10 protein-coding genes are annotated in these 13,647 nt (G+C 68.2%); 2 read left to right on the forward strand and 8 right to left on the reverse strand.

The genetic code is table 11. The features are described from left to right. The first annotated feature begins 33 nt into the window (after positions 1 to 33). Together waaC and waaA are read left to right on the forward strand one after the other, a co-directional pair. Complete coding sequence (waaC, locus tag EJE94_RS02770; RefSeq protein ID WP_121239952.1) at positions 34 to 987, forward strand: lipopolysaccharide heptosyltransferase I; 954 nt, start codon at positions 34 to 36, stop codon at positions 985 to 987. Beyond that, on the forward strand, positions 984 to 2,246 hold the full coding sequence (waaA, locus tag EJE94_RS02775; protein WP_121239953.1) for a lipid IV(A) 3-deoxy-D-manno-octulosonic acid transferase: 1,263 nt from the start codon (positions 984 to 986) through the stop codon (positions 2,244 to 2,246). Before waaC ends, waaA begins: the two co-directional genes overlap by 4 nt. Here the strand turns inward: waaA and EJE94_RS02780 are convergent. The 8 genes from EJE94_RS02780 to EJE94_RS02815 all read right to left on the reverse strand — a co-directional run bounded on the left by EJE94_RS02780 (position 2,227) and on the right by EJE94_RS02815 (position 13,624). Then, the gene (locus EJE94_RS02780) at positions 2,227 to 3,579 is read right to left on the reverse strand and encodes a TolC family outer membrane protein (protein ID WP_121239954.1); all 1,353 of its coding nucleotides are present in this window, start codon (positions 3,577 to 3,579) and stop codon (positions 2,227 to 2,229) included. The two genes, waaA and EJE94_RS02780, sit on opposite strands and share 20 nt — an antisense overlap. 11 nt (positions 3,580 to 3,590) lie before the next feature. Continuing rightward, positions 3,591 to 3,914 (reverse strand): rhodanese-like domain-containing protein, encoded by a 324-nt coding sequence (locus EJE94_RS02785; RefSeq protein ID WP_121239955.1) that lies wholly within the window; start codon positions 3,912 to 3,914, stop codon positions 3,591 to 3,593. Between the two features lie 5 nt (positions 3,915 to 3,919). Then, entirely contained in the window at positions 3,920 to 4,570 is a 651-nt protein-coding gene (locus tag EJE94_RS02790; RefSeq protein ID WP_121239956.1) for a protein-L-isoaspartate O-methyltransferase family protein, read from the reverse strand. Positions 4,571 to 4,609: 39 nt separating this feature from the next. Continuing rightward, the gene (locus EJE94_RS02795) at positions 4,610 to 7,687 is read right to left on the reverse strand and encodes an efflux RND transporter permease subunit (protein WP_121239957.1); all 3,078 of its coding nucleotides are present in this window, start codon (positions 7,685 to 7,687) and stop codon (positions 4,610 to 4,612) included. Next, a complete protein-coding gene (locus EJE94_RS02800) occupies positions 7,684 to 8,724 on the reverse strand; it encodes an efflux RND transporter periplasmic adaptor subunit (RefSeq protein ID WP_121239958.1) in 1,041 nt (346 codons plus the stop codon). Before EJE94_RS02800 ends, EJE94_RS02795 begins: the two co-directional genes overlap by 4 nt. Then, complete coding sequence (locus EJE94_RS02805; protein ID WP_121239959.1) at positions 8,721 to 9,374, reverse strand: TetR/AcrR family transcriptional regulator; 654 nt, start codon at positions 9,372 to 9,374, stop codon at positions 8,721 to 8,723. Before EJE94_RS02805 ends, EJE94_RS02800 begins: the two co-directional genes overlap by 4 nt. A gap of 66 nt (positions 9,375 to 9,440) precedes the next feature. Beyond that, the gene (locus EJE94_RS02810) at positions 9,441 to 12,506 is read right to left on the reverse strand and encodes an efflux RND transporter permease subunit (protein ID WP_121239960.1); all 3,066 of its coding nucleotides are present in this window, start codon (positions 12,504 to 12,506) and stop codon (positions 9,441 to 9,443) included. After that, complete coding sequence (locus tag EJE94_RS02815) at positions 12,503 to 13,624, reverse strand: efflux RND transporter periplasmic adaptor subunit (RefSeq protein ID WP_121239961.1); 1,122 nt, start codon at positions 13,622 to 13,624, stop codon at positions 12,503 to 12,505. Before EJE94_RS02815 ends, EJE94_RS02810 begins: the two co-directional genes overlap by 4 nt. Positions 13,625 to 13,647 lie beyond the last annotated feature (23 nt).

Consider the following 13,647-nt stretch of genomic DNA (forward strand, 5'->3'; position numbering starts at 1 on the left):
CGCGCCATTGTAAGGGGTGGCGCCCCTCCCGCCATGCGCATCCTCCTCGTCAAGACCTCCTCCCTCGGCGACGTCATCCACAACCTGCCGGTCGCCACGGACCTGCGGCGCCGCTTCGCCGACGCCGCCATCGACTGGGTGGTCGAGGAAAGCTTCGCCGACCTGCCGCGCCTGCATCCGGCGGTGCGGCGGGTGATCCCGGTCGCCGTGCGGCGCTGGCGCAAGGCGCTGCTGTCGCCTGCGACCTGGTCCGAAATCGGCGCCTTCCGCCGCACCGCGAAGAACGAGACCTACGATGGCGTCCTCGACACCCAGGGACTGCTGAAGAGCGCGCTGATCGCGGCCCGGGCCCGCGGCCCGAAATTCGGGCACGCCGCCGGCTCTGCGCGCGAGCCGCTAGCGGCACGCTTCTACGACCGGACCTTCGCCATCCCCGGGAATCTCCACGCCGTCGAGCGCAACCGGCGCCTGGCCGCCGCGGCCTTCGGCTATTCGGTCGAAGACCTGCCGCTCGACTACGGCATCGCCGCGCCGCCGCTGGCCGCGCCCTGGCTGCCGGCCGGAGACTACGCGGTGCTGCTCACCGCCACCTCGCGCGCCGACAAGGAATGGCCGGAGGCCGACTGGCTGGCGCTGGGTCAGGCGCTGATCACCATGGGCATGCGTTGCGTGCTGCCGGCAGGCAGCGCCGCCGAGCGTGCCCGCGCCGAGCGCCTCACCGCCACGCTGGGCCGCGCCGTGGCTGCTCCGCCGCTGGGCCTGACCGAACTCGCAGGGCTGATGGCCGGGGCACGCATCGTCGTCGGCGTCGATACGGGCCTCACCCATCTCGCCGCCGCACTCGAGCGGCCTACGGTGGCCATCTTCTGTGGCTCCGACCCGACCCTGACCGGCGTGTTCGCCGGTGCGCGCGCCGTCAACCTCGGCGGCATCGGCAAGCCGCCGGGTGCCGGCGAAGTGCTCGAGTCCTGCCGCCGCCTGGCATGAGCCGCCGCCTCTACACCCTGGCACTGTGGCTGCTGCTGCCCTGGGGCCTGCTGCACCTGCTCTGGCGCGCGCGGCGGCAGCCGGACTATCTCCGCCACTGGGGCGAGCGCTTCGGCTTCCATGCCGCCGCACCCATCGCGCCGCTGATCTGGATCCACGCCGTCTCGGTCGGCGAAACGCGGGCGGCCCAGCCGCTGGTCACCGAGCTCAAGGAACGCTACCCGGGCCATCGCATCCTGCTCACCCACATGACGCCGACGGGCCGGCAGACATCGGAAGCGTTGTTCGGCGACGGCGTCGATCGCATCTACCTGCCCTACGACTATCCCTTTGCCGTGCGCCGCTTCCTCGACCATTTCCGGCCGCGCATCGGCCTGATCATGGAAACCGAGCTATGGCCCAACCTCATCGCCGCCTGCAAGGCGCGCGGCGTGCCTCTGGCACTGGTCAATGCGCGGCTGTCGGAGAAATCGGCGCGCGGCTACGCGCGCTTTCCCCGCCTCGCGCGCGAAGCGCTCGGGAATCTCGCCGCGATCTCCGCGCAGGGCGAGGCCGACGCCGCGCGCCTGAGCGGCCTCGGCGCGCCGCGGGTCGAAGTTTTCGGCAACATCAAGTTCGATATCGCTCCACCCGCCGATCAACTGGCCAAGGGCGAGGATTTCCGGCGGCGCATCGGGCAACGCAAGGTGTTCCTCGCCGCCAGCACGCGCGAGGGGGAGGAAGCGCTGATCCTCGACGCGTGGCGACAGGCTGCTGCCGATGCGACGGCGCTGCTCGTCATCGTGCCGCGCCACCCGCAACGCTTCGACGAAGTCGCGGCGCTGGTCGCTTCCCGCGGCCTGCGCCTGCAACGGCGCTCCGACGAGGTGGCGGTCGGCGCGGACACGCAGGTCTGGCTCGGCGACAGCATGGGCGAGATGTTCCCCTACTATGCGGCGGCCGACGTCGCCTTCGTCGGCGGCAGCCTGCTGCCCTATGGTAGCCAGAACCTGATCGAGGCCGCGGCATGCGGCACGCCGGTGCTGCTCGGACCCTCGACCTACAATTTCGCCGAGGCGGCGCGGGGCGCCATCGCCTGCGGTGCGGTGCGGCAGTGCGAAACGGCTGAAGAAATCGCGGCGGCAGCGGCCGGGCTGCTGGAAAACGCCGGGGAAAGCCGGCGCATGCGCGAAGCGGGGCTGGCCTTCGTCGCGCGCCACCGCGGCGCGACGCAGCGCACACTGGCGCTGATCGAGAAGCTTAATCCAGCAGGGCGTTGATCGCCGCCACGTCCTCATCGGACAGGGTGCCGGCGGCGCTCTTGAGCTTGAGCAGCGCGGTCAAGGTGTCGAGCCGCGCCTTGGCGAGTTTCTGCCGGGTGTCGAAGAGCTGGCTCTGGGCGTTGAGGACGTCGATGTTGATGCGCACGCCGACCTCGTAGCCGAGCTTGTTCGAGTCCAGTGCCGACTGCGACGACACCAGCGCCGCCTCGTAGGCATTCACCTGGGAGAGGCCGGAGGTCACGCCGAGATAGGACTGCCGTGCCGCCAGCGCCGACTGGCGGCGGGCGTTGTCGAGGTCGGCCAGCGCCTTTTCGCGTAGGGCCACGGCCTCGCGGTCCTTGGAAACGACATAGCCGCCTGCGAAGATGGGCAAGGACAGCTGCAGGCCGACGGTGCTCCTGTCGGTGTCGTAGCCGAAGCCGAGGGTGGCGCTTTGCTGGGTGGCCGAGTCGCGGCCGCGCGTCGCCACCACATCGAGCGTCGGATAGTGGCCGGCGCGCTGTTTCGAGACTTCCTTGTCGGCGATCTCGAGGCCGAGCTGGCCGAGCTGGACGTTGAGCCCTCCCTGCTCCGCCGACTCGACCCACTTGCCGATGTCGTTGGGCTGCGGCGGCGACAGTTTGACGCCGCTTCTCAACGTCTTGAGGTTTTCGTATTCCTTGCCGACCACCGCGCGCAGGGCCTGGCGCTTGACGACGAGATCGCTCTGCGCGGCGATTTCCTGCGCGGTGGCGAGGTCGAAGCGCGCCTGCGCCTCGTGGGTGTCGGTGATGGTGGCGGTGCCGACCTCGAAGTTGCGCTTGGCCGACTCGAGTTGCTCGGCGATCGCCGTCCGCTGCGCCTCGGTGGTGGCGACGGCCTCCTGCGCCAGCAGCACATCGAAGTAGGCCTGGGCCACGCGCACGATGAGGTCCTGGCGGGCCAGGCCGAACTGCACGCCGGCCTGGGCGGCGCCGAGTTCGCCCTGACGGTAGGCCATGAAGTTCTGCCAGCGGAAGATCGGCTGCGTCAGTTGCACCAGCCAGCGATTGCTGTTGTAGTTGGCGCTGACGGTGATGTTGCCGCCGCCGCGGCGCGTCGAGTCCTCCTCGTTCCAGGTCGTGTTGGCGGTCAAGCCGATGGTCGGCAGCAAGCCGGCCAACCCCTGCGATTCCCTTTCCTTGCCGGCGGCGAGGCTGGCCCTGGCCGCAGCGAACTGGGCGTCGTAGGCGAGCGCCTCGCGATAGACGGTCAGCAGATCGTTGGCCCGGACCGGGCCCGCATGCAGGGTGGCCCCTGCACCGAAGGCGGCGGCAATCAGGATGGAAAGGAGGGCCGGTGTCTTCTTCATAGGGTGAAGCCTCAGTAGGTGGGCATGGCCGGATCAACCTGCTGCGCCCAGGCGGCGACACCGCCATAGAGATTGAAGATGTTGGTAAATCCCTGATGCTCGAGGAACATGCAGACTTGGTAGCTGCGTGCGCCGTGATGGCAGATCACCACGGTTTCGGCGTTGCGGTCGAGTTCCATGAAGCGGGCCGGGATCGCGCTCATCGGCAGCGGCTTCGAGCCGTCGATGCGGCAGACGTCGAATTCCCACGGCTGGCGCACGTCGACCAGGACCGGTTTGGTACGTTCGGCATCGTCGAGCCAGGTCTTGAGCTGCGGTGCGGAAATCTGCTGCATGCTGGTCAGAAAGTGAATTGGGCGGCGACCGGCGCGTTCTGCAGCGGATCGACGAGGGTTTCGAACAGCTTGACGCTGCGATAGCCATCCTCGGTCCGGGTTATCACCTGCGCCGTCATCACCGGCGCGGCGCCGACGATGGCGAACAGGCGCCCGCCGACCTTGAGCTGGGCCAACAGATCCTGCGGCACGGCCGGCAGGGCGGCGGAGACCATGATGGCGTCGTAGGGCGCATGCGCCGGCAGGCCGGCGATGCCGTCGCCGGTCTCGACGCTGACGTTGCCGATGCCGTGGCGGGCGAGGTTGTCGCGCGCCATGGCAGCCAGCTCGGGCACGATCTCCAGCGACCAGACGTGGTCGGCATGGGCCGCGAGCAACGCCGCCATGTAGCCGGAGCCGGAGCCGATCTCGAGCACCTTCTCGTGACGCTTGAGCTGCAGCGCCTGCAGCGCGTGGGCCTCGATCTTCGGCGCGAACATGGTCGCGCCGTGGCCGAGCGGGATCTCGGCATCGGCGAAGGCGAGATTGCGCCAGGCGGCCGGCACGAACTCCTCGCGCTTGACGATGGACATCAGGTCCAGCACGTCCTGATCCAGCACTTCCCAGGTACGGATCTGTTGCTCGACCATGTTGAAACGGGCTTGTTCGAGATTCATGGCTGCACAAATGGGGTCGGGTTGCATGAACACAACATTTTACTCCTCCTTGACCCGGTACCACGCCGCGTACAGCGCCGGCAGGAACAGCAGGGTCAGCGCCGTGGCGACGATGAGGCCGCCCATGATGGCGACGGCCATCGGCCCCCAGAAGATCTGGCGCGACAGCGGGATCATCGCCAGCACCGCGGCGGCGGCGGTGAGCATGATGGGACGGAAGCGGCGCACCGCCGAGCCGACGATGGCCTCCCAGCGGCTCTTGCCCGCCTTCTCGTCCTGCTCGATCTGGTCGAGCAGGATCACCGAGTTGCGGAGGATCATGCCCATCAGCGCGATGACGCCGAGGTTGGCGACGAAGCCGAAGGGCTTGCCCAGGGCCATCAGCGCCAGCGCGACGCCGATCAGGCCCAGCGGCGCCGTCAGCAGCGCCATCACCGTCCGCCTGATGCTCTGCAACTGCATCATCAGCAGGGTGATGACGCCGACGATGGTCAGCGGGAACACCGCCTTGAGCGCACCGGCATTCTTTTCCGACTCCTCGATGGTGCCGCCGATCTCGACGCGGTAGCCGGGCGGCAGCTTGGCGCGGATGGCGTCGAGCTTCGGGTCGATCTGCGAAGATGCTGTCGGCCCGGTGACGTTGGGGTTGGCCAGATCGGCTCGCACCTGGATCGTCGGCAGGCGGTCGCGGCGCCAGATGATGCCTTCCTCCAGCACCGGCTCCAGCTTGGCCACCTGCGCCAGCGGCACCCATTTGCCGCCCGCCGGCACGGGCAGGTCGGCAAGGCGGTCGAGGTTGCCGCGGTCGACGCCGCCGGCGCGCCAGACGACGTCGATGAGCTGGTCGCCCTCGCGGTACTGCGTCAGCGTCGCACCGACCTGGTGGGCCTGCAAGGCGAAGGCCACGTCCTGGCTCGAGACGCCGAGCAGGCGTGCCCGATCCTGGTCGATCCTGACCTTTACCGCCTTGGCCTTCTCGTTCCAGTCCAGGTGCACGTCCTTCACGTTGGGATTCGCGCGCATCACCGCCGCCACCTCGCCGGCGATCGCGCGTACGTTCTCGACGTTCTCGCCGATGACGCGGAACACCACCGGATAGCCCACCGGCGGGCCGTTCTCCAGCCGCTGCACGCGTGCGCGCAGATGGCTCCACGAGCCGTCGGGGACCTCGAAGGCGGCAATCAGCTTCGTCCGCACCGCCTCGCGCTCCTCGAAGCCCTTGGTCACGATCACCAGTTGGCCGAAGTTGTCGTTGAACAGCTGCTGGTCGAGCGGCAGGTAGAAGCGCGGGGCGCCATTGCCGATATAGGAGGCATAGCTGGCGATCCCGTCCCGGATCGGGTCACCCTTGAGCAGTGTCTCGACCCGCCTGACCTCCGTCTCGGTGGCCTTGAGCGAAGCCCCCTGCGGCAGCCACAGATCGACGAGCAACTCGGGGCGATTCGACGGCGGGAAGAACTGTTTCTGCACACCGGTGGCGAAGGCGACGATGCCCAGAACGAAGGCGATGACGGTGATGGCGATGGTCTTCCAGCGGTTGCGCAGGCACCAGACCAGCAGCGCACGGAAACGGCGGTAGAACGGGGTGTCGTAGACATCGCCATGGTGCTCCTCGCCGTATTTTCGCAACGCCTTCTCGTCGAGCAGCTTGTAGCCGAGGTAGGGCGTGAAGATTACGGCGACCACCCACGAGGTCAGCAGCGCGATGGTGGTCACGGCGAAGATGGCGAAGGCGTATTCGCCGGCGCCCGACTTGGCGAAGCCGACCGGCGTGAAGGCGGCGGCGGTGATCAGCGTGCCGGTGAGCATCGGAAACGCCGTCGAAGTGTAGGCGAAGGTGCCCGCCTTGAACTTCTCCCAGCCCTGCTCGATTTTCACCACCATCATCTCGACCGCGATGATGGCGTCGTCGACCAGCAGGCCAAGCGCGATGATCAGCGCGCCCAGCGAAATGCGGTGCAAGTCGATGCCGAAGGCCTTCATCAGCAGGAAGGTCAGCGCCAGCACCAGCGGAATCGACAGTGCCACCACGAGGCCGGTGCGGAAGCCCAGCGAGAGGAAGCTCACCGCCAGCACGATGATCAACGCCTCGGCCAGACTCTGCATGAAGAGTTTGAGGGACACCCTGACGATGTTGGGCTGGTCGGCGACCGTGGCCACCACCATGCCCGCCGGCAGGTCGCGCGACAGGCGCTCGATGTTGACGCGCAGATGGTCGCCGAGCTTGATGACGTCGCCGCCCTTGGCCATCACCACGGCGATGCCGACGGCGTCCCGGCCCATGAAACGCATGCGCGGGTTGGCCGGATCGGCGCTGCCGCGCGTGACGGCGGCAATGTCGCCGAGCCGCAGGTGACGCCCGCCGAGCGCGAGGTCGGCGTTGCGCACCTGCTCGACCGAATCGAAGCCTCCGCTTACGCGCAGGCGCACGCGGTCGGATGGCGTCTCGACGAAACCGGCCGGGGCGACGGCGTTCTGCCTGGCCAGCGCATCCGCCACCTGCGCCGGCGTGATGCCGAGGCTGGCGAGCCTAGCCGGCGCCACCTCGACGTAGATCTTCTCGTCCTGCACGCCGAGCAGGTCGACTTTCTTGATGTCGGGCAGGGCGCGCAACTCGCGCGATATGCGCGTCGCTTCCTGCCGCAGCTGGCCCACGTCGTAGCCGTCGCCGGTCAGCGCGTAGATGTTGACGTAGACATCGCCGAATTCGTCGTTGGGGTACGGCCCCTGCACGCCGGCGGGCAGCTGGTGCCTGATGTCGTCGAGCTTCTTGCGCACCTGCCGCCACGATTCCGGCACCTCGGCCTTCGGCGTGTAGTCCTTGACCTGGATGAACACGAGCGACTCGCCGGCGCGCGAGGCCGACTTGATGACGTCGATGTAGGGCGTCTCCTGCAGCTTCTTCTCGATGCGTTCGGTCAGTTCGGATTCGACTTCGCTCGCCGTCGCGCCCGGCCACTGCGTGCGCACCACCATGACCTTGAAGGTGAAATCGGGATCCTCGGCGCGGCCGAGGTTGAGGAAGGCCAGCACGCCGCCGATCATCAGCACGATGATCAGGTAGAGCACCATCGAGGGGTGCTCGAGCGCCCATTCGGAAAGATTGATGTGCTTCATTTCCGGGCTTCTTCGGCGAGGCGGACCTTCTCGCCGGCGGTGAGCTTGAAGGCGCCGGCTGCGACGATCAGCTCGCCGGGATTCAGGCCGCTTTTCAGAACGGCACCGCCGTCACCGAAGCGTTCGACCTCGACGGGGCGCTGCACCACCGTGGCGTCCTTCCCGATCACCCACACCGAGGCGGCATCGCCCTTCTGGATGAGGGCCGCCAGCGGCACCACGATGCGATCTGCGCCCGCGTCGGTGAAGGTCGCCGTCGCCGTCATGCCCAGCGCGATCGCCGGATCGGCGTCGACGATGCTGATCCGCGCGGCGAAGGTGCGGGTGGCCGAATCGGCGGCCGGAGCGAGTTCGCGCAGCACGCCCTTGTAACTCTTGCCGGCCCACAGCTCCACCGTAGCGCCGGCGCCGACTTTCAATCCGGCGATGCGGCTTTCCGGGATGCCGATCGCGACTTCGCGTTCGCCGTCGCGGGCCAGGCGGAACACGCCCTGCCCCGCGGAAACCACCTGCCCCGGCTCGGCCAGTACGGCCGCGATGACGCCGGCGGCGTCCGCCGTCAGCATCGTATAGCCGGCCTGGTTCCTGGCAAGACCCGCCTGGGCGTCGGCGGCCTTGGCGGCAGCTTCCTTGGTATCGAGAGCGGCCTGGCTGATGAAGTTCTTCGCCCTGAGGTCCTGGGTGCGCTTGAGATCGGCCGCGGCCAACGCACGGTTGGCTTCTGCCTGCGTGGCGGTGAGTTGCGCGTCGGCCGGATCGAGACGGGCCAGGGGCTGGCCGGCCCTGACATGCGCGCCGGCATCGACCAGGCGCTCGACGATCTTGCCTCCCGTGCGGAAGCCCAGCGTCGATTCGTAGCGCGCGCGCACTTCGCCGCTGTAACGGTTCGATTGCGCCGTGTCGCCGGCGCCGACTTTCAGGGCCTTGACCAGCTTCGGCCCGGCCTGCTGCGCCTCGGGTGGCGGCGATTTCTCGCCGCATCCGGCCAGTGTCAACACGGCCGCAATGGAAACGGCGAATGCGCTCAGGTTCATCATGATTCGTCCTTTTTCCTGGCGACGAGGCCATAGGTGAGAATTGCCAGCGCCTCGTCGAGAAACCGCCGGGGCTCGGGCAGGTCGGGCATGAAATGGCCGAAGGCGCGGCGCCAGATGATGATCGCGAACATCGGCGAGAACACGACGCGCGCCGCGAGCATCGGATCGACCGGGTGAAATTCGCCGCGCTCGATGCCGATCTGGATCAGGCGCGCCACCGCGCGCTGGGCGCGTGAAATGATGGTCTCGTGAAACCAGCGTGCCACTTCCGGAAAGTTGCCCGATTCGGCGACCAGGATTTTCGGCACCGCGCCGAGCTGGGTCGTGCCGATGCGTTCCCACCAGCCGACGACGAAGCAGCGGAGCATTTCGGCTGCCGGCCGGGTGGGATCGTTGGCGATCGCCTCGACGGCCTCGACCGCCGGCGTCATCGCGGTCTCGATCGCCGCCTTGAACAGCGCTTCCTTGCTCTCGAAGTAGAGATAGACGGTGCCCTTGGAAACGCCGGCGCGGGCGGCGATCTCCTCGAGTCGCGTCGCCGCGAAACCCTTCTCGGCGAAGACCTCGAGCGCGGCCGCCAGCAGTTCGGCCGGCCGCGCTTCCTTGCGCCGCTGCCGCGGCTTGATCGCCGCATCCATGACTTCTGCCATTGCCGCCACATCCCGCCTCAATAAATTACCGACCGGTCAGTAATTTATTGAGGACCGGCCGCCCTGTCAAGCGTGGGGTTTGGGCAGCAGCTTCTGGAGACGGTGGATGGCGTCGTCGACGTAGGTGAAAACGACCGGGATGACCAGCAGGCTGAGGAAGGTCGAGGTGATCAGGCCGCCGATGACCACGATGGCCATCGGCGCGCGGAAGCTGGGGTCCGTGCCCAGCCCGATGGCGATGGGGATCATGCCGGCGCCCATGGCGACGGTGGTCATCACGATGGGCCGGGCGCGCTTGCGGCAGGCGTCGAGCAGGGCATGCCAGCGGTCCAGCCCGTGCTCGCGGCGGGCGAGCACGACGTAGTCGATCAGCAGGATGGAGTTCTTGGTGGCGATGCCCATCAGCATGATCAGGCCGATCATCGACGGCATCGACAGCGCCGACTGCGTGACGAACAGCGCGAGGAAGGCGCCCGGCACGGAAAGCACCAGCGCGGCGAGGATGGTCGCCGGCTGCACGAAGTCCTTGAACAGCAGCACCAGCACCACGTAGATGCAGAGCACGCCGGTCGCCATGGCGAGGCTGAAGCTGGCGAACAGCTCGCCCATCGCCTCGGCGTCGCCGACCGTGGTCTGCAGGATGCCCGGCGGCAGCTGCTTGAGGCTGGGCAGGGCCAGCGCCAGTTTTTCCACGTCGCCCAGCGGCTGCTGGTTGAGCTCGATCTCGAAGTTGATGTTGCGCAGCCGGTCGTAGCGGTCGATCTCGGCCGGGCCGCCGGTGATCGAGAGGCTGGCGACGTTGCCTATCATCACCGGCCCGTGCTTGCCGGGCACGGTCAGCCGCTCGAGCAGGTTCAGGTCCTGGCGGGCTTCGACCGGCAGCTTGACGACGATGGGCACCTGCCGCTGGGCGAGGTTGAGCTTGGCGATGCTCTGGTCGTAATCACCAGCCGTGGCGATGCGCAGCACGTCGGCGATGGCCGCCGAGGTGACGCCGAGGTCGGCCATGCGGGCAAAGTCGGGGCGCACCAACAGCTCGGGCCGGGTCAGGCTGGCCGTGGAGGTGACGGCGCCGATGCCAGGGAGGGTGCGCAGTTCGCGCTCGACGGTACGGGCATGTTCGGTGAGCAGCGGCCCGTTCTCGCTCGCCAGCACCAGCACGTACTTCTGCCCGCTGGAACCGCCGAAACCGACCTTGACCTGAGCGCCCGGCAGCAGCGCCAGCGCCTCGCGCAACTGGCCTTCCACCGCCTCCTTCTTGACGCCGCCGCGATCCTTGCGCGGTGTCATGTTGATGGTCAGCGTGGCCTTGCGCACCTCCGATGCACCGCGCGGCGCGAAGGGGTCGGAACCGGACGCACCGCCGCCGATCGCGGTATAGACCATCTTCACGTGCGGATGCTTCTCGACGATGCGGCGCGCGGCCTCGGCGGCGGCAAAGGTTTCCTTGAAGGTGCTGCCGGGTTGCAGCGAGATATAGACCTGCGTCTGCGACAGGTCGTCCGGAGGCATGAAGCCGGTGGGCAGCAGCGGCACCAGCGCGAAGGAGCCGAAGAAGAAAACGAGCGCGCCCAGCGTGGTCTGCAGGCGATGCCTGAGGCACCACGCCGCCCAGCCGGTGTAGATCTCCATCCAGCGCGGCTCGTGGTGGTCCTTGCCCGGCGGGCGCAGGATGTAGGCGGCCATCATCGGCGTCAGCATGCGCGCGACGACCAGCGAGAAGAAGACGGCGATGGCCGCGGTCCAGCCGAACTGGACGAAGAACTTGCCCGCCACGCCGCTCATGAAGGCCGTGGGCAGGAAGACCGCGATGAGTGTAAACGTCGTGGCGATCACGGCCAGGCCGATTTCGTCGGCCGCCTCCATCGCTGCCTGGTAGGGCGTCTTGCCCAGCGCCAAGTGGCGCATGATGTTCTCGATCTCGACGATGGCGTCGTCGACGAGGATGCCTACGATCAGCGACATCGACAGCAGCGTCACCACGTTGAGCGAAAAGCCCATCAGGTACATCACGCCGAAGGTCGGGATGGCCGACAGCGGCAGGGCCGTGGCCGAAACCACGGTGGCCCGCCAGTCGCGCAGGAACAGCCAGACCACGAGCACGGCGAGCAGCGCTCCCTCGATCAGCAGCGCCATCGAGCCCTCGAAGTTCTCCACCACGGGATCGACGAAGTTGAAGGCTTCGGTGATGGTGATGTCGGCGTGTTCGGACTTGAGCTTTGCCAGCGCGGCGCGCACGCCGTCGGCGACCTCGACCTCGCCGGCGCCGCGGCTGCGGACGATCTCGAAGCCGACCACCGGCTTGCCGTTGAGCAGCGCCGCCGAGCGCTGCTCGGCCACGGTGTCGCTGACGGTGGCCAACTCGTTCAGCCGCACGCGGCGCCCGTCGGCCAGCGCGATTTCCATGGCGCCGATTTCCTCGGCGGACTGCACGGTGGCGATGGTGCGCACCGACTGCTCGGCGCCGCCGACATCGGCGCGCCCACCCGAGGCCTCCTGCTGGATCTGCCGCAGCTGGCGCGAAACGTCGGACGCCGTGGCGCGCAGCGCCAGCAGCCGCGCCGGGTCGAGCTCGACGCGGATCTCGCGGGTGGCGCCGCCGACGCGCGACACAGCACCGACGCCGCGCACGCTGAGCATGGCCTTGGTCACCGTGTTGTCGACGAACCACGACAGGGCCTCGTCGTCCATGCGGGATGACGCGACGGTATAGGTGAGGATGGGCGAACCGGAGAGGCTGACCTTGGTGATCACCGGGTCCTTCAGATCGCCCGGCAGATCGGCGCGGATGCGCGAGATGGCATCGCGGACATCGTCGACAGCCTCCTGCGGCAGCTTTTCCAGGCGGAATTCGACCGTGACGGTGGCCGTGCCGTCCTGCACCTTGGTGTAGATGTGCTTGAGATTCTGCAGCGTGGCCACCGAGTTCTCGATTTTGCGCGCCACCTCGGTTTCCATCTGCGCCGGCGCGGCACCGGGCAGGCTGGCGGTGACGGTGACCGTCGGCAGGTCGATGTCCGGGAACTGCTGGATCTTCATGCCCTTGAAGGCCATCACCCCGAACAGGGTGATCATGATGAACAGCAACACCGCCGGGATCGGGTTGCGGATCGACCAGGCGGAGACGTTCATGGCTTGGCGGCTGGCGTCGTTGGGGCTGCGGCCTGGGCGGGAACGATGCGTACGGTGTCGCCGTCGGCGAGGAAGCCGACGCCGCCGGCCACGACCTGGGCCTTGGCGTCGAGCCGGCCGATCTCGATGCGCTCGGCGCTACGGCGGCCCGTGGTCACCTTGAGCTGGGCAACCTTGTCACCCTCGACGCGGAAGACGTAGGCGAAACCTTCGCGCAGCAGCACGGCCGACTGCGGCAGGGTCATCGCCGGGCTCTGGCCGAGGCGGAATTCGCCCCGCGCGAACATGCCGGCGCCGAGCTTGCCGGCGGCCTCCGCCGGCAGGTCGACATAGACCAGCGCGTTGAGCGTCTGCGGATCGACGGTCGGCGCCACGGCGCGCACCACGCCCGCGACTTCCTCGCCGTTCGGACTGGTCAGCGTCGCCGCCTGGCCCGGCTTGAGCCGCGCGACTTCGGCCGCGGTGACTTCGGCGCGCCATTCCAGCCGGCCGCCGCGGATCAGGCGGAACAGTTCCTGCCCCGGCTGGGTCAGCGTGCCGACCGTCGCGCTGCGCGCCGAGATGATGCCATCGTCGGGCGCCAGCACCGTGGCCTTGGAACGCTTCAGTTCGGCCGAGTGCAGCCGCGCCCTGGCGGCATCGAGGCGGGCCAGCGCGGTGTCGGCGGCAGTCTGGGTCTGGGTGTTCTGCTGCGCGCTGTAGAAGCCCTTCGCCGTCAGCTGCTTCGCCCGCTCATGATTGGCCCGCGCTTCGGCCAGCGTGGCCTCGGCTTCGGCGACGCTGGCGCGGACCTCGGCGAATTCGCTTTCCACCGTGTCCGCTGCGATGCGTGCCAGCACCTGGCCCTTCTTCACCACGTCGCCGACGCTGGCGCGCACCTCGGTGATGCGGTAGTTGCTGATCTCCGGGCCGATGACCGCCTCCTGCCAGGCCGCGACGTTGCCGCTGGCCTTGAGGGTCTGCGGCCAGTCGAGCGGCTGCGGCGTCGTGGTCGCCACGGTCAGCGCCGGCTTGGCGGCGGCCTTGGCTTGCATTGCCGACGGCTTGGCGCCTTCCTTTGGTGCTTCGCCGCAGGCGGCGAGCATCAGCGCTAGCAGCGCCGTGAGGGTGTATTTCATGTTCGAACCTGGATCGAGATACG

The organism is Sulfurisoma sediminicola (genome assembly GCF_003865015.1).
GTDB classification, from domain to species: Bacteria; Pseudomonadota; Gammaproteobacteria; order Burkholderiales; family Rhodocyclaceae; genus Sulfurisoma; species Sulfurisoma sediminicola.

Excerpts from the sequence above, each read along its gene's own strand:
- EJE94_RS02780 (WP_121239954.1), bottom strand. The coding sequence starts at position 3,579 with ATGAAGAAGACACCGGCCCTCCTTTCCATCCTGATTGCCGCCGCCTTC.
- EJE94_RS02815 (WP_121239961.1), bottom strand. The coding sequence starts at position 13,624 with ATGAAATACACCCTCACGGCGCTGCTAGCGCTGATGCTCGCCGCCTGC.
- EJE94_RS02800 (WP_121239958.1), bottom strand. The coding sequence starts at position 8,724 with ATGATGAACCTGAGCGCATTCGCCGTTTCCATTGCGGCCGTGTTGACA.
- waaA (WP_121239953.1), top strand. The coding sequence starts at position 984 with ATGAGCCGCCGCCTCTACACCCTGGCACTGTGGCTGCTGCTGCCCTGG.
- EJE94_RS02810 (WP_121239960.1), bottom strand. The coding sequence starts at position 12,506 with ATGAACGTCTCCGCCTGGTCGATCCGCAACCCGATCCCGGCGGTGTTG.
- EJE94_RS02785 (WP_121239955.1), bottom strand. The coding sequence starts at position 3,914 with ATGCAGCAGATTTCCGCACCGCAGCTCAAGACCTGGCTCGACGATGCC.
- EJE94_RS02805 (WP_121239959.1), bottom strand. The coding sequence starts at position 9,374 with ATGGCAGAAGTCATGGATGCGGCGATCAAGCCGCGGCAGCGGCGCAAG.
- EJE94_RS02790 (WP_121239956.1), bottom strand. The coding sequence starts at position 4,570 with ATGAATCTCGAACAAGCCCGTTTCAACATGGTCGAGCAACAGATCCGT.
- EJE94_RS02795 (WP_121239957.1), bottom strand. The coding sequence starts at position 7,687 with ATGAAGCACATCAATCTTTCCGAATGGGCGCTCGAGCACCCCTCGATG.
- waaC (WP_121239952.1), top strand. The coding sequence starts at position 34 with ATGCGCATCCTCCTCGTCAAGACCTCCTCCCTCGGCGACGTCATCCAC.